At 42.7% G+C, this 20752-nt stretch carries 20 protein-coding genes; 8 read left to right on the forward strand and 12 right to left on the reverse strand.

The window, feature by feature from the left end; translation table 11 throughout:
- The first annotated feature begins 34 nt into the window (after positions 1–34).
- On the forward strand, positions 35–1729 hold the full coding sequence (gene ettA / locus HYN59_RS12435; protein WP_108778562.1) for an energy-dependent translational throttle protein EttA: 1695 nt from the start codon (positions 35–37) through the stop codon (positions 1727–1729).
- Between the two features lie 49 nt (positions 1730–1778).
- On the opposite strand, the gene HYN59_RS12440 is transcribed toward ettA, so the two are convergent.
- On the reverse strand, positions 1779–2279 hold the full coding sequence (locus tag HYN59_RS12440; protein WP_108778563.1) for a hypothetical protein: 501 nt from the start codon (positions 2277–2279) through the stop codon (positions 1779–1781).
- A 214-nt stretch (positions 2280–2493) separates the two neighbouring features.
- Positions 2494–3294, reverse strand: a complete 801-nt coding sequence (locus HYN59_RS12445) for a hypothetical protein (RefSeq protein ID WP_108778564.1) — start codon at positions 3292–3294, stop codon at positions 2494–2496.
- Between the two features lie 161 nt (positions 3295–3455).
- Here HYN59_RS12445 and aroC point away from each other — a divergent pair, with 161 nt between their 5' ends.
- The 3 genes from aroC to HYN59_RS12460 all read left to right on the forward strand — a co-directional run bounded on the left by aroC (position 3456) and on the right by HYN59_RS12460 (position 7962).
- Positions 3456–4520: a chorismate synthase gene (gene aroC / locus HYN59_RS12450; RefSeq protein WP_108778565.1), complete on the forward strand. Its 1065-nt coding sequence runs from the start codon at positions 3456–3458 to the stop codon at positions 4518–4520.
- Between the two features lie 224 nt (positions 4521–4744).
- Positions 4745–6328, forward strand: a complete 1584-nt coding sequence (locus HYN59_RS12455; protein ID WP_108778566.1) for a T9SS-dependent choice-of-anchor J family protein — start codon at positions 4745–4747, stop codon at positions 6326–6328.
- A gap of 122 nt (positions 6329–6450) precedes the next feature.
- Positions 6451–7962 carry a T9SS-dependent choice-of-anchor J family protein gene (locus tag HYN59_RS12460; RefSeq protein WP_108778567.1) on the forward strand — a complete coding sequence of 504 codons (1512 nt, stop codon included), beginning with the start codon at positions 6451–6453 and terminating at the stop codon, positions 7960–7962.
- Positions 7963–8042: 80 nt separating this feature from the next.
- Here HYN59_RS12460 and HYN59_RS12465 read toward each other — a convergent pair whose 3' ends face one another.
- Positions 8043–8456, reverse strand: a complete 414-nt coding sequence (locus HYN59_RS12465; protein ID WP_108778568.1) for a thiol-disulfide oxidoreductase DCC family protein — start codon at positions 8454–8456, stop codon at positions 8043–8045.
- 1 nt (position 8457) lies between these two features.
- Positions 8458–10626 (reverse strand): endonuclease MutS2, encoded by a 2169-nt coding sequence (locus HYN59_RS12470; protein ID WP_108778569.1) that lies wholly within the window; start codon positions 10624–10626, stop codon positions 8458–8460.
- 133 nt (positions 10627–10759) lie between these two features.
- Here HYN59_RS12470 and HYN59_RS12475 point away from each other — a divergent pair, with 133 nt between their 5' ends.
- Positions 10760–11425: a uracil-DNA glycosylase gene (locus HYN59_RS12475; RefSeq protein WP_108778570.1), complete on the forward strand. Its 666-nt coding sequence runs from the start codon at positions 10760–10762 to the stop codon at positions 11423–11425.
- A 58-nt stretch (positions 11426–11483) separates the two neighbouring features.
- On the opposite strand, the gene HYN59_RS12480 is transcribed toward HYN59_RS12475, so the two are convergent.
- The 6 genes from HYN59_RS12480 to HYN59_RS12505 all read right to left on the reverse strand — a co-directional run bounded on the left by HYN59_RS12480 (position 11484) and on the right by HYN59_RS12505 (position 16225).
- On the reverse strand, positions 11484–12416 hold the full coding sequence (locus HYN59_RS12480) for a transglutaminase domain-containing protein (RefSeq protein ID WP_108778571.1): 933 nt from the start codon (positions 12414–12416) through the stop codon (positions 11484–11486).
- 27 nt (positions 12417–12443) lie between these two features.
- On the reverse strand, positions 12444–13289 hold the full coding sequence (locus HYN59_RS12485) for a substrate-binding domain-containing protein (RefSeq protein ID WP_108778572.1): 846 nt from the start codon (positions 13287–13289) through the stop codon (positions 12444–12446).
- Positions 13290–13292: 3 nt separating this feature from the next.
- Complete coding sequence (locus HYN59_RS12490) at positions 13293–14165, reverse strand: nucleoside phosphorylase (RefSeq protein ID WP_108778573.1); 873 nt, start codon at positions 14163–14165, stop codon at positions 13293–13295.
- 149 nt (positions 14166–14314) lie between these two features.
- Positions 14315–14665 (reverse strand): translation initiation factor, encoded by a 351-nt coding sequence (locus tag HYN59_RS12495; protein WP_108778574.1) that lies wholly within the window; start codon positions 14663–14665, stop codon positions 14315–14317.
- Positions 14666–14740: 75 nt separating this feature from the next.
- A complete protein-coding gene (locus HYN59_RS12500; protein WP_108778575.1) occupies positions 14741–15691 on the reverse strand; it encodes an isopenicillin N synthase family dioxygenase in 951 nt (316 codons plus the stop codon).
- 114 nt (positions 15692–15805) lie between these two features.
- Positions 15806–16225, reverse strand: a complete 420-nt coding sequence (locus HYN59_RS12505; protein WP_146185933.1) for a hypothetical protein — start codon at positions 16223–16225, stop codon at positions 15806–15808.
- A gap of 58 nt (positions 16226–16283) precedes the next feature.
- Here HYN59_RS12505 and HYN59_RS18350 point away from each other — a divergent pair, with 58 nt between their 5' ends.
- The gene (locus HYN59_RS18350) at positions 16284–16409 is read left to right on the forward strand and encodes a hypothetical protein (RefSeq protein ID WP_281261166.1); all 126 of its coding nucleotides are present in this window, start codon (positions 16284–16286) and stop codon (positions 16407–16409) included.
- Positions 16410–16476: 67 nt separating this feature from the next.
- On the opposite strand, the gene HYN59_RS12510 is transcribed toward HYN59_RS18350, so the two are convergent.
- Positions 16477–17064: an STM3941 family protein gene (locus HYN59_RS12510; RefSeq protein ID WP_245895563.1), complete on the reverse strand. Its 588-nt coding sequence runs from the start codon at positions 17062–17064 to the stop codon at positions 16477–16479.
- A 211-nt stretch (positions 17065–17275) separates the two neighbouring features.
- Between HYN59_RS12510 and HYN59_RS12515 the strand changes: the two genes are divergently transcribed.
- Together HYN59_RS12515 and HYN59_RS12520 are read left to right on the forward strand one after the other, a co-directional pair.
- On the forward strand, positions 17276–18088 hold the full coding sequence (locus HYN59_RS12515) for an AraC family transcriptional regulator (protein ID WP_108778578.1): 813 nt from the start codon (positions 17276–17278) through the stop codon (positions 18086–18088).
- A 73-nt stretch (positions 18089–18161) separates the two neighbouring features.
- On the forward strand, positions 18162–19817 hold the full coding sequence (locus HYN59_RS12520) for a serine hydrolase domain-containing protein (protein WP_108778579.1): 1656 nt from the start codon (positions 18162–18164) through the stop codon (positions 19815–19817).
- 13 nt (positions 19818–19830) lie between these two features.
- On the opposite strand, the gene HYN59_RS12525 is transcribed toward HYN59_RS12520, so the two are convergent.
- Complete coding sequence (locus HYN59_RS12525; protein WP_108778580.1) at positions 19831–20742, reverse strand: helix-turn-helix domain-containing protein; 912 nt, start codon at positions 20740–20742, stop codon at positions 19831–19833.
- Positions 20743–20752 lie beyond the last annotated feature (10 nt).

Below are 20752 nucleotides of genomic sequence, written 5' to 3' on the forward strand. Positions count from 1 at the left end.
TAAAAGCTATCTTTGTTTTCAAATAATCAATATAATGTCAGACGATAAGAAAGTAATATTTTCAATGTCCCGTGTGGGCAAGACGTATCCGGGCGCACAAAAGCCGGTTTTAAAAGATATTTACCTGAGTTTTTTCTATGGTGCTAAAATTGGCATCCTGGGGCTTAACGGTTCGGGTAAATCGTCATTGCTTAAAATCATTGCCGGTGTAGATAAGAACTTCCAGGGCGATGTGGTTTTCGCACCGGGCTATACCGTAGGCTACCTGGAGCAGGAGCCATTGCTTGACGAAAGCAAAACAGTTATTGAAGTCGTTCGCGAAGGCGTGGCCGAAACGGTTGCACTCCTGGATGAGTTCAACAAGATAAATGACAGTTTTGGCGACCCTGAAGTATATGAGGATGCCGACAAAATGCAGAAGCTGATGGACCGCCAGGCCGAGCTGCAGGACAGGATCGATGCTTCGGGTGCGTGGGAACTTGATACCAAGCTGGAGATCGCTATGGATGCCCTTCGTACGCCGGAACCGGATACCCCAATAAATGTGCTTTCGGGTGGTGAGAAAAGGCGCGTGGCATTGTGCCGACTGTTGCTTCAGCAGCCGGATGTGCTTTTGCTTGACGAGCCTACCAACCACCTTGATGCCGAGAGCGTACTTTGGCTTGAGCAGCATTTGCAGCATTATGCGGGAACGGTTATCGCTGTAACGCACGACCGTTATTTCCTTGATAATGTAGCAGGATGGATATTGGAACTGGACAGGGGAGAAGGCATTCCGTGGAAAGGCAACTATTCCTCATGGCTTGACCAGAAATCGAAACGTATGGAGCAGGAAGAAAAAACAGCTTCCAAGCGCAGGAAAACCCTTGAGCGCGAACTTGACTGGGTACGCCAGGGAGCCAAAGGCCGCCAGACCAAACAGAAAGCGCGTCTGCAAAACTATGACAGGCTATTAAACGAAGACCAGAAAGAGCTTGACGAAAAGCTGGAAATATACATCCCGAACGGGCCAAGGCTGGGTACCAATGTTATCGAAGCCAAAGGCGTTGCTAAGGCTTACGGCGATAAATTGCTGTACGACAACCTAAACTTTACGCTGCCACAGGCGGGAATAGTAGGTATCATCGGGCCGAACGGTGCCGGTAAGACTACGATATTCAGGATGATCATGGGAGAGCAGGAGCCCGATAAAGGAGAATTTACCGTGGGTGAAACTGTAAAAATTGCTTACGTTGACCAGTCACACTCCAACATCGACCCTAATAAAACGATATGGGAAAACTTCTGCGACGGGCAGGAGCTTATCATGATGGGGGGCAGGCAGGTGAACTCACGTGCGTACCTGAGCCGTTTTAACTTTAGCGGAAGCGACCAGAATAAAAAGGTGAATACATTATCGGGAGGTGAGAGGAACAGGCTGCACCTTGCAATAACGCTGAAAGAAGAAGGTAACGTGCTGCTACTGGATGAGCCTACCAACGACCTTGACATCAATACGCTACGTGCGCTTGAGGAAGGTTTGGAAAACTTTGCAGGTTGTGCGGTAGTTATCTCCCACGACAGATGGTTCTTGGACAGGGTATGTACGCACATCCTTGCTTTTGAAGGCAACTCCGAAGTCTATTTCTTTGAAGGCAGTTTCTCGGAATATGAAGAGAACAAGAAAAAACGCCTTGGTGGTGACTTGACACCGAAGAGGATTAAATATAAAAAGCTTATAAGAGGATAACAAAAAACCCACGCATCGCGTGGGTTTTTACTTTATATCGTTCCGGTTATTAGAATTTATACCTGATAGCAAGTGCGATGTCCGGACCAAAATTATCATCACGGAAATCATCATTAAAATATAGCTCCGGCCTGAAGTCAAGTGCAAGTTGCAAAGGAATATCAAAGTTGTATTCAATACCTATGTCGCCCGCAGCAAAAAGGAAAGTACCGCTGTCATCATTGCCGTGATAGTACGGAGGAATGTGTTTATCGTCAATCGACCATGTTCCTAAACCACCACCTACGCCGGCATACCAATTGAAACCACCTTCAATGTTCCACACCCATTGGTACAGGGCCGCAAGTTTAACCGCATCATAATAATCTGAGTTGCGCCATCCAAGGTCAAGTTCCAGCCTGTTGCTTGAAGCAAATGTCCTTTGGTAAGAAACTTCAGCACCAAAGCCATCGTTGTCGCCGAAGCGTAAACCAAGTGCATTTCTGTCCTGTGCCTGTGAGCTAAATGCTAATCCTATTAGCATAAAAGCAGATAACAATAGTTTTTTCATTATTTGATCTATTAGTTGTTTATGGGACAAATTTAATATGACGTTTTTTGTAAGAATATCCTAATGTTAATGTTTTAACAGTTATCGTTTTGTTAAACTTGATTTTATGGCGTTTTGATTATTGATAATTAAGCGTTTGCAACAGAATGGTTATAAAAAAGAAAAGCCTTAAAGATTTTTACATCGTTAAGGCTTTACATATTACTACTTTTGATTATTCTACGTTGTAGTCATCCAGTACTTCTTCCTGATGCTCCGACGCTGATGCCGGAACGGGCAGCTGTGATGTGAATGGTGATGTCTCATCAAGCTGATATTGGAAATCACTTGTTACGTGAACGACGCCTATCCCTTCGGCATAATATTGAGTTGAGGTGAGGACATTTTGTTCGGGCAGTATAGTAATAGTGAGGGGGAAACCTTGAATATCCAATGTTGTTGATATTTTCAGTTGCAATGCAGTTTCCACTTTCTTTACGTTTGTATAATTGTGCCCGTTTACGCTATACGTTGCTAAGTCTCCTTTTGCGGTTGTTGTCAGTGTATAATCAAAATCGAGCGGATAATTCTGGTACGTCTGGCTGATAGTTCCGTCAACCTGGTCAAGCATGGCATTAGCAGAAGCGCCTTCTTTAAATATTGTAAAATCAGTGATGGAAATGCTTATCGGGAAATCCTGTGAAAAAGGTATTGTTACCTCACCTGAAACTATTAGTTCGTCACCTGCTACCCTCATAGCGTTATTGCTTAATGCGCCGGAAAAGAAACCATTGGGGAGGAATTTTGTTTTCAGTTTTTTATAGGTGTTGCTGCCTATAACGGTATCATTGGCTATATACAGTGAATCCCTACCGCTTCCAAGGTTTTCGCCTGCTACATCATATACCCAGTAGTTTCCGTTTGCCTGAGGCAAAAAATTAGTGATATTGCCGGTAGTGTTGTTATTGCTGTCGTCACTGGAACATGAGGCAGTAAAGAAGCCAAGGCTAAGTAATAAAAATCCGATTTTTCTCATAGGGTTAGTTAATTAAGTTCCCGCGAATATAGCTATTTTTTAATAGCAATATGTTGTATAGTAAGTTATATGGAAATTTTACGTCCTGTTTTGAAGCGTGTATCCTTAAATTATAAAAAGTAAGGCTTACTTTTGTTGGAACACATTTATAGTATAGCGTAATGGCGGGAAATACATTTGGGAAATTATTCAGGCTTACAACATTTGGGGAGTCGCACGGTGCGGCAATTGGCGGCGTTATAGATGGTTGCCCCCCCGGGCTTATTGTTGATATGGATGCTGTGCAACGCGACCTTGACAGGAGGAAACCGGGCCAGTCAGCAATTGTATCGCAACGGAAAGAAAATGATGGGGTGCAATTCCTTTCCGGTATTTTTGAAGGAAAGACTACCGGGGCACCGATAGGTTTTGTTGTAAATAATACTAACCAGAAACCTGAAGATTATTCGCATATAAAAGATGTCTACCGGCCTTCGCACGCGGATTATACCTATGATAAAAAGTATGGTATAAGAGACTATCGTGGTGGCGGGCGGAGTTCTGCGCGCGAAACGATAAGCAGGGTGGTAGGGGGCGCTATAGCAAAGCAGCTGATGCCGGATGTAAAGATCAATGCTTTTGTCTCATCGGTAGGAGAGATATTTATTGATAAGCCCTACCAGGCACTTGATTTTTCATTGACCGAAAGCAATGCTGTCCGTTGCCCTGACCTGGCTACTGCCAAAAAAATGGAAGACTATATTAAGGAGATACGAAAGGAGGGCGATACAGTAGGAGGGACCATAACCTGTGTTTTGCAAAATGTCCCGGCGGGGCTTGGAGAGCCGGTATTTGATAAGCTCCATGCAGAACTGGGTAAAGCTATGCTTTCTATAAATGCCGTAAAAGGCTTTGAATATGGCAGCGGTTTTTGCGGGGCAAAAATGAAAGGCAGTGAGCATAATGATCTTTTTAATCCTGACGGAACCACAAATTCGAACCTTTCCGGAGGTATCCAGGGTGGAATAAGTAACGGAATGGATATCTATTTCAGGGTGGCTTTTAAGCCGGTAGCTACGATAATGCAGCAGCAACAAACAATCGATGCCCATGGGAAAGAAGTAACCATGCAGGGAAAGGGGAGGCATGACCCATGTGTAGTACCCAGGGCAGTACCTATTGTTGAAGCGATGGCGGCATTGGTGCTGGCTGATTTTTTATTGCAAAATAAAATATACCAGGATTAAAAATTTGCAATCAGTTATTTATTATTAGCTAAGCTTTTCTTTACATGGACAGTAATATTAAAGGATAATCAGAACATGACAATTCCCCGATAATAAAAGCCATATTAACTCAAAACTTATAAAAAAAATGGTTTTAACAGCCTTTTTATGATTATTTTCCAGTTAATAAAGTTGGAACTGAATATATTTTTTCTATTTTTGAAAAAATTAAAAAAACTATCATCATGAAAAAACAATTACTTTTAGGTGCTTTCCTAATGGCATCTATGTTTACTGCGAAGGCGCAGTTAAGCGAGGATTTTGAAGGCACGGCATTCCCACCCGAAGGCTGGACTGTAGAAACTACAAACCCTGATGCAACTTGGGAGCGATTTACAGGAAACAATTCGATTGGCGGAACCGGTTCTGCTGGTGTAGGATATGATTTTGACCAGGATGAATCGCTTATCTCACCGTCGTTTAACCTTGCAGGAGCGAACCCTGTACTTACATTTAATATTTTGATGGGTTATACATGGGGTGTAAATCCAAATAATAACTATGATGTTATCGTATCTGTTTCAAACGATGGCGGAACTTCATGGGATCAGGTATGGGATGAGAGCGAGTTAGGTGTTTTTACTGATTATGATATTATTCCCGTTACAGTACAACTAGCTGCTTATTCGGGCGATGATATTAAGATCAAATTCGAATATGTTGGTAATGATGGTGATGTATTGATCATAGACGACATTGCTGTTGTTGCTTGTGCAGTGCCTTCAGGGTTTAGTTATTTAGATCCAGCTCCATCTTTGACAGCTGTTAACATAGGATGGGATGCCCCTGCAGGTTCTCCTGAAGGATACCAGTTCGAGTACGGCCCAAGAGGGTTCACACAGGGCGGTGCAGGTTCAATGATAATTAACCCTACATTACCTGCGGCGAATCTCACTGACCTTGATCCAAGCACTATTTATGATTTCTATGTAAGGACTCATTGTGGTGGTGACGATTATAGTGAGTGGATAGGCCCTGTATCTTTCGCTACATTATTTGATGCTGTTACACCACCATACAATACAAGCTTTGAAGAAAATAATCTTGATTTTGTAGGATGGATTGATGGCACGGATCCTGATGCAGGAGTTGAGCCTTGGGGCGTTAATGTTGCAGTAGAAGGCGACGCCACAGTTCAGGATGGTGCAAATTCATTATTCACATTTGCTCCAACAAATCTTGATTCAAATGCATGGTTATTATCAAGAGGTATCAACCTTACAGGTGGAAGCCAGGTTACAGTTAGTTTTTGGGCAAGGAATTTACTTGGTCAAGGAGCTACAGGTTCTGCAAGCTATAATCTTACTGTAGGTAATGCTCAAAATGCCGCAGCGCAAACAACAAATATCGCTACTGAAAATGATCTGTCTAGTACAACATTTGTGCAGAAAACATATACTTTCAGCCCTGCGACCTCAGGAGTGTACTACTTCGGTATAAACAACATATCACCATCGAATCCTAATGCTCAGGTATTATTGGTTGATAACTTCTCTGTAACTGAAATTTTGGGTACAAAAGATGTACTAGCTTCGCAACTGTCAATATTCCCTAATCCTGCTACAAATGTTATCAACATTACAAACGCTGATAATATCCTTGTAAATGGTGTTGTAATCGCTGATCTTAACGGGCGTACAGTTAAGTCGGCTAAATTTGACGGTGTTGCTGAAGCTCAGGTTAATATATCAGATCTTGCAAACGGTATGTATATGATGACAGTTTCTTCTGACAAAGGTACAATGACTAAGAAAATTGTAAAAAACTAACTGGTAATTAGTCAGTTTTGATGAAACAGGCCTTATGGCCTGTTTTTTTTTTACATTTTTCGAACAATAACGCTTAAGATAATGTTTTTTCCTTATTTTTGGGAAAAATTAAAATTATCACAATGAAAAAACAATTACTTCTTGGAGCTTTATTTTTAGGCTCCATTTTGACAGTGCAGGCACAAGACACTTGTGACACTGCTGCAGAACTTACAGAAGGTGTTACTGTAGTAGGTGCCATTAACGGTACATATCTTACATCTGCTAATGGTGGATGCTGGGGAACACAGGCTTCTGCTCCGAATGCAGAGTGGTACTATATCACGCCTGCAGAAAATGCAATGATCAGGCTTAATACCAATATTGCAGCCAATCCTGCAAATACAGATACAAGGATATCTGTATATACAGGAGATTGCGGTGCCCTACAGTGTTATAATGCAGCTGATGACGTAGATGCTACAAATGGCCCTTTTTCAACTGACCTTACTTTTGCTGCAGAAGCAGGTACAACCTACTACATTGCATTTGACGACCGTTGGGCAGCAGTAAGTTTTAGCGTTGAAGTTACAATTACTCCAACTAGTTGCTTCCAGGTAGAATCATTTGGATATGCTGCAGACCCTACAGATACAACAGTATCAATAGGATGGGCAGCGCCTATAGGTAACCCGACAGGCTATATTTTTGAATACGGCCCTGTAGGCTTTACACCGGGTGAAGGTGAAATCTTTGAACTTACTGATGAACAAGTAGATCTTGACAACCTTACTCCAAGCACTGAGTATCAATTCTACCTTACTACAGTATGTGGTATTAATGGACAGACAGAAGCTATCGGACCAATAGCTTTCAGCACACTTTTCGAGCCTGCAGACCTTCCGTATACATATGGATTTGAAACGCCGCTTCTTGGTGGTTGGACTGTAGAAACTGCTACCAGCGCTGGTGGCCCTTGGGATACTATGGCTGATGCAGATGCTAACTGGGAGCCACAAGAAGGTGAAACTGCAATGGGTGTTGGTGCATTTTCAGTAGCTGTAGATGCATGGTTGTTTTCAAGAGGTGTAAACCTTCCTGCTAATCAGCCTGTAACTATTACGTATTATCTACGTAAGAGAGTAGGAGCTGGTACTGGAGCTAACAACAATGTTGTTGTTACTATCGGTTCAGAAGCTGCTTCTGCTGCACAAACTACAACTCTTGCAACTCACAACGCTTTCCCTACAACTGACAGCTGGACAATGCAGACAGTTACATTCACTGCTCCAACTGCAGGTACTTATTTCCTTGGTTTCCATAGCACTTCTCCAGCTCAGGCTGCTGCAAACTTTGGATGGATAACTCTTGACAATGTTTCATTCAACACTACCGCAGGTACAAATGATAACCAACTTTCTCAATTGTCTGTTTTCCCTAACCCTGCTACAAACGTTATCAACGTTGCTAACAATGCAGGTATCCTTGTAAACGGTGTTCAGATCGTTGACCTTAATGGACGTACAGTTAAATCTGTTAAGTTTGATGGTGTTACTGAAGCTCAGATCAACATATCTGACCTTGCTAACGGTATGTATATGATGACTGTTTCTTCTGATAAAGGAACAATGACTCAAAAAATCGTTAAAAACTAATTATAGTTTTTCAGATAAATTAAGAAGCCTCCGCATTGCGGAGGCTTCTTTGTTTTATGACATAGTTATTTTAAAATAAATTATAAAAACTTTGCTTTCATCTCAGGTGTCGGTATCATACAGGCCTCTTTTTTGCCATACCATTTATAACGATTTTTTGCTATATAATCATATACCCTGTTGGAAAGCCATTTCGGCAGGATCAAGAACATCCCCATCAGTATGAAAAAGCCACCAAGCTTTTTTGCAATTTTTATAGCAGCTTCTGCTTTATAATAATAAGCATGACCTGGATCGTATAAAATAATAGAATCAGTTTTTGAAGTATCAATGCCAATATGGTTTATGATCTGCTGGCCCAGTTCCGATTGTATCGCCACAAAACGGAAAATATCTTTCCTGTCACGTTTGATAATAAATTGTACCGTGGCATCGCAAAGGTTGCACACGCCATCAAACAATATTATCTTTTTATCTTTAGGAAGGTTATCCATTTTATTTCCTTACTGCTTCCACAAGTTCCAATGAATCCAGGTCGACTTTAGATGTAAAGATTCCGTAATTCACTGTAGCTTTGTTTTTCTCTATCGCATCGAGTGTCCCCACTGATTTTCCGTCTACCATCCGCACACGGTCGCCTACCTTCAAAATTGCTTTCGGTTTCTCTACGGCTTTTTCCTTCAGTTTCTTTTCTTTCTTCTCTTTGCGTATTTCCTCAACTTTCACCTGCACTTCGGCAATGACCTGCTTTTGTACAATTTCCTTTTGCTTTTTCTCCTTTGGGGTGGCTTTCCTGCGTTTGGAGTTCTCGATCTCAACCATCTTCAGGAACTCGCCTATAAGTTCTTTCTTATTCTTATTGTTGAAATATTTCTCGCTGATATCGTCAAGCTTTTGCCCCATATAAATGAGGCGTTGGTTGGCGTCATACAACTCCTGGTAGCTTTCGAGCTTCTGTTGGATCTTCGTATTGATGTTTTCCATCTTTTTGCCTTCTTCACGCGCCCGTATTTCTTCCTCTTTAAGGTTTTGGGAAGTTTTTTCAAGCTTAGAGCGTTCTTTTTGGAGTGTAGCAATGGTTTTGTCAAAACGTACCTTGCTGCCCTCTATTTTCTTTTTAGCGCGATTGATCAACCCGTAAGGGATGCCATTTTTCTGTGCCACCTCAAAGGTAAATGAGCTTCCTGCCTGGCCAAGTATCAGCTTATACATCGGCTCCAGCGACTTTTCGTCAAAGAGCATGTTGGCATTGGTAGCGTAAGGCAGTTCATTTGCCAGTATCTTCAGGTTGGTGTAATGTGTCGTAATGATGCCGAAAGCTTCCCTATGGTAAAATTCCTCAAGGAATATTTCTGCCAAAGCCCCGCCCAGCTCGGGGTCGGAACCTGTACCGAATTCATCGATAAGGAATAAGGTCCTGTCGTTGCACTTCTTCAGGAAGTAGTTCATGTTCTTGAGCCTGTAGCTGTAGGTGCTCAAATGGTTCTCGATCGACTGGTTATCGCCAATATCGGTCATTATCCTGTCTAACAAAAATGTCTCACTGCGCTCATGTACGGGTATAAGCAGTCCGCATTGCAGCATTAGCTGAAGCAGTCCTATTGTCTTAAGCGTGATGCTCTTTCCACCTGCATTGGGCCCGGAGATGACAATGATCCTGTTCTCCTGCGTAAGCTCTATTGTCTGCGGATAGGTAACTTCGCCTTTCCTCTTATTATTCGAATACAGGATAGGGTGGAAGGCTTCCCTGAAATAAAGGCGTTTTTCGTCGGTGATAGTAGGGAGCAGCCCGTTTATCCTTTTGGCATATTTGGCCTTACCGGATACAACGTCAATATCCGTAAGGAATTCCTGATAATCATATAATAAAGGTACAAATGGCCTGATGACGTTGCTAAGCTGCTTAAGTATCCGCTTGATCTCTTCTTTCTCCTCATACTCATAGTTGTTCAGCTCGCGCGAAAAACGCAATGTAGCTTCCGGCTCTATATAGGTGATGCTCCCGGTTTTAGAACTGCCAAGGATAGATCCTTTCACCTTTCTGCGGTACATGGCCAAAACGGCAAGCACGCGGCGGTTCTCTACAACGCTTTCCCTGATATCATCCAGATAGCCCATGCCATTATACTGGGTAAGCGCAGCTGCAAAGCTTTGGTTTATCTTACCCTTTACAAATGCCATCTCCCGGCGTATGGATGCCAGTTCCGGTGAGGCATCGTCTTTTATTTCCCCATATTTATCAACGATCTTGTCGATGTTTTTTAATATCTCCTTGGTATATTCTACTTCTTCAGCCCTTGCATTGAGATTTGGGTAATAATCGTTGAACTTCTCAAGGAATTTAACCAGTGTATTTACAGTATCCGAAACATTAGCAATTTTCCTGAATGCCGAAGCCTCAAGATAGCTGTCTTCGATAGCGAGAAATTTAACTTCGTTGGTTATCGGCTCAAAGCCATGGTTGGGCAATGCGTTATTATTATCAAAAGACGAAACATATTCCGATGTCTGCAGCAGCGACCTCATCAGTTCTTCCTTATTTTTAAAAGGAGTGATGAGTAGCGCCTTCTCCTGTCCGGGTTCTGTGGTACAGCTTGCAGAAACGGATTCGAGTACGGTATAAAATTCTAAATCTTTTAAGGTCTTTTCTGTTATAGTGATCATTCTTTTTGTAAAGCAAATTCTATGCAAAAATACTACATAAACCCGCAGGCTGCACATTTGGCAGTAAGTTTAAGATTGCTTTATATATCTGCAATGCGCGCCATTCCCTATATTTGCGTATAATTGAAAAGCAATGAACGTAGCGATACACGACTCCTGGAAAAAAGTACTGGCCGAAGAATTTGAAAAACCTTATTTTGAAAGCCTTATTGGTTTTGTAAAAAAAGAATACGCAGAGCATACCTGTTACCCACCCGGAAAGCAGATATTCTCGGCGTTCGACCATTGTCATTTCGATAAGGTAGAAGTAGTTATACTGGGACAGGACCCTTATCACGGGCCGGGGCAGGCGCACGGGCTGTGCTTTTCGGTAAATGAAACCGTTCCCATGCCTCCGTCCTTAATCAATATTTTCCGCGAGATACAGGATAACCTGGGCAAGCCATTCCCGCCAACAGGAAATCTCGAGCGCTGGGCCGACCAGGGCGTGCTGCTTCTCAATGCTGTGCTTACAGTAAGAAGGGGAGAAGCCAACAGCCATCAGGGAAAAGGCTGGGAAGTATTTACCGATGCGGTCATCCAAAAAATATCCGATGAAAAGAAAGATGTAGTATTCCTGCTTTGGGGCGGTCCTGCTAAAAAGAAAGGCGCACGCGTAGACAGGAGTAAACACCTCGTACTGGAATCCGGGCACCCATCGCCTTTGAGCGCCAATAAAGGGCACTGGTTCGGTAATAAGCATTTCAGTAAAACAAACGCGTTTTTGGCTGAAAAAGGAAAGAAACAGATCGAGTGGTAAAATTGTCGAAGTCTAAGTCGGAGGCAAACAACATAGGATATCTTACTTCAGACAAAAATCAATTAAACGTAAGCGCCCCTAAAATCTCTTCGCTCATAAATGGGCCACCGGGAAATTTGGCAGTATAATCAAGGTTAAGCCATACCTGCCCGCGCTCGTCAATATGGTAGTGGATCTCTTTCCCGCGGCTTTCTTCTACGAATAGCAGCTCTTTGATAAGGTAGTTGGCTGTTTCAAGGTCGGCTTCGCTGCCCACAAGCATTTCCGGGTACATATGGTCTCCGGTATGAATGATCCTTGGTGTGCCGCCGATAGCCCTGATAGATGCTGCCATGAGTATCGCATGGTCGTCACAATCACCTGAAAAATGCTGTAGCGATTCGCTGGCATAGGCAATATATTCACGGTTCTTTGGGTCGTTCACATAGTTCCAGTTATTCCGTATCTCCTTGAATACGGCAAAACATTGTATCATCAGCCGGTGCTGCTTATATCCTTTTACATCCTTAAAATATTTGGTAGTTGCCATCAGTGCAAAATTCCGCACCTTAGGGTTGCTGTAATCTACCGCATCTATCACTTTCGATTTGTTAGGGAAAGGCAGCAGTTTAGAAATAATCACATCCTGTGGGTGCGGATCTTCGGCCATAGTATACATCATGGCGCGGTAGTCTTCATATACGGCATTAAACCCATATGTTCCTGACAGCGAGCCGAAAATAAGCGCTATGAGATATAAGGCTATACAGATGATAAGTATCGTCCGCAGCTTGTATAGGATAAACTGGATAGTAGCTGAAATGGCAATAAATATCAATATCCTGTCAAGCTGGTAAGGCCATTCAGGGTCGCCTACGTTCTGGTGGACAATGATAAAGACAGGTATTGAGATAAGGATGTTCAGTACAAAAATGATAATGGAATCCCACGGCTTCTTTACCTGAAGCTTTGCTTTTATCTTTTCTATTTTAGCAAGGTAGGGCTTTATCATTATGCATAAAAAATAAAACGATTTGTTTTATCCTGCTACGGTTTCAAAGGCAGCTTTTCCCTCAATAATATTCAGTTCGAATAATTGGTCTTGTACCTGTTCAAACGTAGCTTTGTCCAGTTTCTTTTGCGACCAGCGGGTTAATTTCAGCCATTCGTTAATATCTTCAATTTTCTGGTTATAACGCTCCGAAAGCATCCTGTCGATACTTGGTATTTCCTTGAAATCCTCGGTAGTCTGGTTAATGATATCCAAAAGCGTACCAATGGCATCGGAATGCTTTTCCAATACTTCATTACGTACTGCAATTACAAAACTTGGCCACGGCGTGAGGCAGTCATCAATCCTTCTGAAAATACCTTTATCAACAATTGGTTTCGTCATAAAGCGCTCCCACATGAAGTAATCAGCTTTGCCATCCGTAAGGGCCTCTACAGCACCGTCAAGCGTATTGACCAATTCAAACTGCATATTTTGTATATCCCATCCCTGCTGCTTTGCATTCACGATTGCCATCAAGTGTGAACCTGAACCGTAACGGCTTATGGCAACCTTACCGGATTTAATATCTTCCAAAGTTTGAAAAGACGAACCTGCTGCCACATGGATACCCCATATCAGCGGCGACTCTACATATATCTGAACGATCCTGCTTTCATTTCCGGCAGCAATATCTTTTATGATTCCTTCGCTGAGTATTACCGCGATGTCGGTGCTGCCGTCGCGAAGCATCTGGCAGAGCTTGCCCGTGCCTTCGGGTACATCAGTCCATTCGGCATTAATGCCCGCATTCTCAAATTCGCCGCCTTCAATACACAAATGCCACGGCAGGTTGAAATGTTCCGGTACACCGGCTATTTTTAATGTTGTCATGAATTAGCTATTTGCGATTTTGTCAAGCGTATATTCTATAAGGCTGTTAACGGCAGCGTATGGGTCGGCACTGAACGTCCCATTGGCACGGTTGGCAATGATGGCATTTAGCGAAAGCGCCTCATGGCCCAACAATGCCGAAAGCCCATAGATAGCCGCAGTTTCCATTTCGAGGTTGGTTATCCTGTGGCTGTTATAGCTGAAGTTGTCCATTTTAGCGTTCAACTCACTATCCTGGAGGGCAAGTCGCAGTACACGACCCTGCGGCCCGTAAAATCCTCCCGATGTTGCAGTGATTCCCTTATGCATCTCATCGCTGAAAATCATGTCCTGCAACTTTTTACTGCATTTTACGACATACGGATGCCCCTTGCGAACGTCCCAGTTGGTGTGCTTCATAAACGCTTCTTCCAGTGCAGGGTGGCTCACTTTATCTACTGCATACGAACGCATCATATTATCCAGCCCAAGGCCGTATTCCGACAGCACAAAGCCATTCACAGGTATATCCGGCTGCAAGGCTCCCGATGTACCGATACGAATTATATTCAGTGATTTATGTTCCTCTCTGATAAGCCTTGTCTCAAGGTCGATATTTACCAACGCATCCAGCTCATTAATCACAATATCAATATTATCCGGGCCTATACCGGTGGACATCACCGTCATACGCCTTCCTTTGTATATTCCCGTCTGTGTTTTGAACTCCCTTTTCTGCTTGGTGAATTCAATGCTGTCAAAATGCTTGGTTATCTTTTCCACGCGGTCCTGGTCGCCCACGAATATAATGTCTTTCGCAATGTCTTCCGGCCTGAGGTTCAGGTGATACACACTACCGTCAGGGTTTAATATAAGTTCTGATTCTTTAATTTTCATGATTTATTTGTTGTCCGAAGTCGGAGGTCGGATGTCCGATGCCGTTCTTCAATTTGTGATTTGTTTTATTGCTTTTATGTAGAAAGCTGAAGGTCGGAAGTCCGATGCCTGAAGCTATGTTTGTAATTTGTGATTTGTCTTTTGGAATTTTACCCTCCAACCCTCTTCACCTTGTATCCCTCTTTAATTAGGAAGTCCATTATCTTATCCCTGAAATTCCCTTGTATGATTATCTCGCCATCTTTAGCCGAACCGCCGACCCCACACAGTGTTTTGAGCTGCTTGGCAAGCGATTTGAGGTCATCATCGCTGCCTTCAAATCCTTTTATTACGGTCGCGACTTTACCGCCCCGGTTTTTTTTATCAAGATGTGCTTCAAGGCGTTGCTCGCTATTGGACAGCGTTTCATGTGGTTCGTCATTATTGTCGAACTCAAAGTCTTTATTTGTGGAGAACACGAATCCACCCAGATCGTCAAGGCTGCTAAGTTTTTTTGCCATATCTATTATAATTACAAAAACAAAAAAGCATCAGGCTGTTACACCCAATGCCTTTTAACGGTATAAAAATAATGATTATTTCTTTATCAAACCTAAATCTACCAAACGTTCGTGAAGGAATTCTCCCGCAGTGATATCATCGTATAGTTTAGGATGGTTTTCATCGATGCAGTTCTCCAGGCAGTCCAGCTTCATTTCACTGACAGGGTGCATAAAGAATGGGATAGAATAGCGCGACGTGCCCCAAAGTTCCCTTGGCGGGTTCACCACCTGGTGGATGGTGCTCTTCAGGCGATTGTTGGTGTGGCGGCTAAGCATATCGCCTACGTTTATAACCAGTTCGTCCGGCTCTGCAATAGCGTTGATCCATTCGCCGTTATGGTTCTGCACCTGAAGCCCGCGGCCCTGTGCGCCCATAAGTAGGGTAATCAGGTTAATGTCGCCATGCGCTGCTGCACGTACCGCATTTTCAGGCTCCGAAGTGATAGGAGGGTAGTGGATAGGCCGCAGGATGCTATTGCCTTCTTCGGCATACTTGTCAAAATAAAACTCATCAAGGCCAAGATAAAGAGCCAAAGCACGCAGCACATAGATACCCGTCTTTTCAAGCATCTGGTACGCTTCTTTACCTACTTCATTGAACTTAGGAAGTTCCGTTACTTCAACGTTGTCAGGATATTCACCCTGGCGTTTTGAGCCTTCGTCGAGGTACTGGCCAAAATGCCAGAACTCCTTGAGGTCGCCTTCTTTTTTACCTTTGGCATGTTCCTTTCCGAACGACACATAGCCGCGCTGGCCACCAATGCCGGGAATCTCGTACTTCTCCTTGGTTTCCAGTGGAAGACTGAAGAAGTTCTTCACTTCGGCATACAGGCTGTCCACGAGTTGGTCGTCAAGAAAATGCCCTTTTAATGCTACAAATCCTATGTCTTCATAGGCTTTACCGATTTCATTTACAAATTTTTGTTTGCGTTCCGGGTCACCCGAAAGGAAATCACGCAGGTCCACACTTGGGATGTTTTGCATAAAAATTGGATTTAAAATCGCTCAGGTAATGAGCAACTACAAAGTTAAAAATTAATTTTTAGCAATAGTTAAGGAAAAGTTATGAAAAGGGGGACGAAGGGCACGTTTTCGGCATTACCAATCATAACCGGCACCCACATATTCGATACCCTTCCGGCTAAAAAAACTTTTATAAATAGCCACTTCTTTTCGAATATCCCCGAGGTCATCTTTTACTTTTTGTTTGTTAAAGCTCCATTTCCTTGTATTATTTAGGTCGGCCCATTCTATATATTCTCCCGAATGCGATACCTGAATTCCTTGTATCCATCCACTGCATGCGGGCAGCCCGCAGCAACAGGAAAAAATGAAATACTCACCATCTGCCTCAAGGCTCTTCAGGAATTCTCCTATATTAATAATATCACCATCAGAACAAGGCTTTTCACCATTGATCCTGATCTCAATATTTCCCTGCATCCATATATTATCTGCACTCATCTGGCAGGCTGTGACCACCAATTCTATTAGGATACTATCAGATGGATTGTTCATGATGAGTAAAAATTAGTTTTCAGCAATAGTAAGGAAAAGTTATCATAAGCGGGAGCTAATGGCTAAGGATTTTCAGGAAGCGTCATTCCCTGCCTTTCCCGGCGGGCAGGCTGCTTTCGCCTTTATCTGCCTTCGCAGGCTGCGGCAGGATACCGGTTCTATCAGGGCTATTGTGGAAAGGTAGTTTGTGTTTAGAAGCTTGAATGGGGCAGCCATTACCGTCATCGCGAGCAAGAAGCGATCTTTATAAATTAATAATTAGGGGACTGTTTTTTAAACTCTTCCCAATTGTTATTCAGGATTGAGAGCAGCATTTCAAAATCTGTTTTCAATCCATTAGGTGTAATCGAAATTGGCGAACCATAGGTTTTATAGTTAGTGGCCATCATTCTCTTTTTAAGAAAGTTAGTCTGCCTTTTAATATAATCCCCGGGATTAGAAACTCCTATCATTATAAATTTCTGATTCATTACCTGAGTTGTGTAAATATGCCTTACGTCTTCCCATGGTATAAAGCCTGCGCTTACTCCGCTTGCATTATCGGTTATTCCTTTTTCATCGATAATTAACCCCGGCCTTGTATCAAAAAGCTTCTTAATAAAGATTATCGTGGTTAAACCAAAGAATATAATACCTGCGATTCCTGCACCATATTTTACGATTAGGTTATTAAGCAGAACATTGCTGCTAACAGGCTTAAATACTAAAATCCAGATTCCAATAGTCACAAAAATAATGGATCCGATAAGCAGTAAGGTGAGTTTGCCCTTGCTTAATTGGATAATTACCGGTTCTTTCGACATAACTATAAATTTCGGCAAATTTATCGAATTTGCCATTCAATAACTATTGGTTTTACATTTAGGGTAGTAGTGGCGCTCCTTATGGGTTTTAACTTACCATTACATTTCAACAAAGTTTTCCAGTAGTTGTTATTGTCAATCGCATTTACCTGACCCAGCGGCTTGCAGGATAACTGATGATTAAACAATCAGGAACCATCGTTTTTTTTGGTTTATATTGCATTGATTTCCGATAACAGGTAACGTTATGAAGCAATTACAAAAAGGGCAGTTTTTTGGGGAGACGAATACCACTATTTCACTGGATGGCATTACTCTGACGGATACTGTTTATACTCATGATAAAGTCGATTGGCATTATCATGAGAATGCCTATTTTACATTTATACTCCAGGGGAATGTAATCGAAGGGAATAAAAAAGAAATTTACCATTGTGGGCCGGGAGCCCTGCTTTTCCATAATTGGGATGAGTCGCATTACAATATCAAGCCGCCCGGATTTACGCGCGGTTTCCATGTCGAGATAGAAAGGCAATGGCTTGATGAGGCAGGGCTTGGCAAAACATCTCTTGAAGGCAGTAAAGCTATTGCCAATATTGATGTTAAGTTGCTGATGTATAAAATATTCAGGGCAGGGAAAATGAATGACGGGCTTACAGCTATTGCGGTTCAGTCACTACTCATAGAAACCTTATCAACATTGCAGAAGGACAGTCACCAGGTTTTGCTAAAGAAACCGAAATGGGTAAGCATGATCGATGACATCCTTCATTCACAAACAGGCAACAACGTTACGCTGGAACATCTATCAAAATTGCTGGATATCCACCCGGTACATCTGTCGCGGGATTTCCCGAAGTATTTTCGCTGTAATTTAGGCGAATACATACGAAAACTTAAAGTAGAAAAGGCATTGTCGCTCATGGCAATGGGGAAGTTATCACTTACTGAGATAGCCTATAAATGCGGCTTTTCGGACCAAAGCCATTTTACGAGAAGCTTCAGGGAGATTAACGGACTGAATCCCTCGATGCACCGAAAACTGCTTTTAAAAAAATAAGGCATGTTAATCCTGTTCAATTTTTGAAGCTGCTCACATCATAGCTTTGCAGTAAATCCTTTAACTAGTAATCATGAAGCGAATGTTGCTGCTTTTAACCGGCTTATTTTCGATTATTGCCAGTGCGCAAATCAAAGACCTGTATGTAACGGAAGGTATTATCAATGAGCTGCACAGGTTCAACATTGGTAAGGTCACTTTTATGGAAGGCAATATCCCTTTGGACAAATACAAAAAATCCGACTTCCTGAAATCCTACGCACTCTCACAAAAATCCGACCTGAATATCAGGGTTTTTATGGATAATTCGGTTGCCAATTACCTGCACCGGCTTGCTCCCGCGCTGCCTGCCGAAGAACTTATGAAAAAAGGCAACCTGCAATTTTCTTTTTATGTTGATGACACGTTTATCTATAAAGAAAACATTCATCACGGCTGCAATTTCGGGTCGGGTGGAAATAAGAATACTTCCACAACATTCAGGGTGCCGTTTACCAGCACCAAAGGGGAAGACTGGTGGGCTATGTATATGTGGGACAGGTTTAAGGCAAATGGCGGCGAAAACGCCCTGAGCGATGGCATGCACAGGCTCAGGATAGAAATACGGCCCTACATAAATAATAATAATACTATTACAACCGGAGAACTGATCGCGCAGGGCGGAGTAGAGCTGATTATTAAAACGTCAAAGATCACTGCCAAAGAAATAGCGGTACAACCCATTAACCCCGGCAGTGGATGGGAAGTTTCGGAATTACCATATGATAAAAAGAAAATTGAAGCGCTTAATTTGGATATTGCCAACTATACTCTTAAAGAAATTACAAGCATCATTGTCATCCGCGATGGGAAGTTGATGCTGGAAGAGTATTTTAATGATGCTGGCAGGAATACATTGCACGACACGCGGTCGGCAGGGAAATCATTTACCTCAACACTAATGGGGTTGGCTATTACTGACGGCTATATTAAAAATGAAAAGCAAACGCTTGACACGTTCTATGACCTAAAGCAGTTTGCCAACTATGAAGCAAGGAAAGACAGCGTAAAAGTAGCTGACCTGCTCATGATGAGTTCTGCTTTTGCAGGTTCCGACTCCAATAATGATTCGCCCGGAAATGAAGAAAATATGTACCCGACGGATAATTGGGTAAAATTCACGCTTGACCTTCCGATGGACCCCGCTAAAACTAATGGCGGCCAGTGGGATTATTTTACGGCCGGTGTAGTGGTGCTTGGCGATATTTTAAACAAAACAATTCCCGGCGGACTGGAAAAATATGCTGATGAAAAGCTTTTTAAACCGCTCGGCATAACTAAATACCAATGGCAGTACACACCGCAGCATGTGGTAAATACGGCAGGCAGCCTGCAAATGCGTTCCCTGGATTATGCAAAATACGCCCAACTGTATAAGAACAATGGAATTTGGAACGCGAAGCAATTACTTTCTTCCGACTGGGTACAAAAGACTCTTACAATGCAGATACAGATTCCCGGAAGGGACAATCAGTTCTACGGCTACCTGTTCTGGAACAAAACGTATAGCTACAAAGGCAAGAACCACGAAGTATTCTATTGTGCAGGTAATGGTGGCAATGAATTTATCATCTTTAAAGACCTGCCGCTTGTCGTTATCATAACGTCGAAAGCGTATAATAAACCTTACGGCCATCCGCAGGCAGATAGGATAGTGGGGGAATATTTACTGCCGGCAGTATTAAACTAAAAATTATTGCGATTTAATTAAACGCCTGCCTAAACTCTAAAGGAGACAAATTTGTCTTTGTCCTGAACAATTTACTAAACGACTGCGAATGCTCAAAGCCTAATTCATAAGCAATTTCACTGACGGAAAGGGTAGTGGTAGATAGCTTTTCTTTAGCTTTTTCAATCAGTTTGTCATGGATGTGCTGCTGCGTGCTCTGGCCTGTCAACACCTTCAATAATCCACTTAAGTAATTGGGTGAAACATTCAGGCTGTCAGCAATATATTGCACTGTTGGAAGCCCATTGATCGAAAGCGCATCGCTGTTGAAATAAGCCGTCAGAAGGCTTTCCAGTTTGTCCAGTATTTTATGGTTGGATATTTTCCTGGTCAGGAACTGGCGGTGGTAGAACCGGTCGGCATAGCCCAACAGCAGCTCCAGTTGGGCGATGATGATATTCTGGCTAAAACGGTCGATATTCGAATTGTATTCCCTGTCGATATTTTCTGCGATATTGGTAATGATTACTTTTTCCTTATCAGAAAGGAACAGGGCCTCATTTACCGAATAGCCAAAAAAATCATAGTGCTTTATAGCTTTGGATAAAGGCGTATTCCAAAGGAAATCGGGATGGATGAGCAATACCCATCCCGAATGCCTGAGGACCCCCCCCGCATCGATAGAATAGACCTGACCGGGCGAAATAAAGAACATGGTGCCTTCATCAAAATCGTATTCCTGCTGGCCATACCTCATTTTACCACTGATAATCGTTTTCAGGGCAATAGTGTAAAAATCATTCATGATTGCTTTAGGCTCGGTTTCCTTAAGACGGATAGCCTCTACATTGACAAGGCTGATAAGCGGGTGCTGCGGCTTTGGCAGCTCCCTGAACTGGTGGTATTCGCTTATTGTCCTGAAACGCTGTGGTGATGTGGCTGCCATGCTCTAATAT

The organism is Flavobacterium album, assembly GCF_003096035.1.
Lineage (GTDB): Bacteria > Bacteroidota > Bacteroidia > Flavobacteriales > Flavobacteriaceae > Flavobacterium > Flavobacterium album.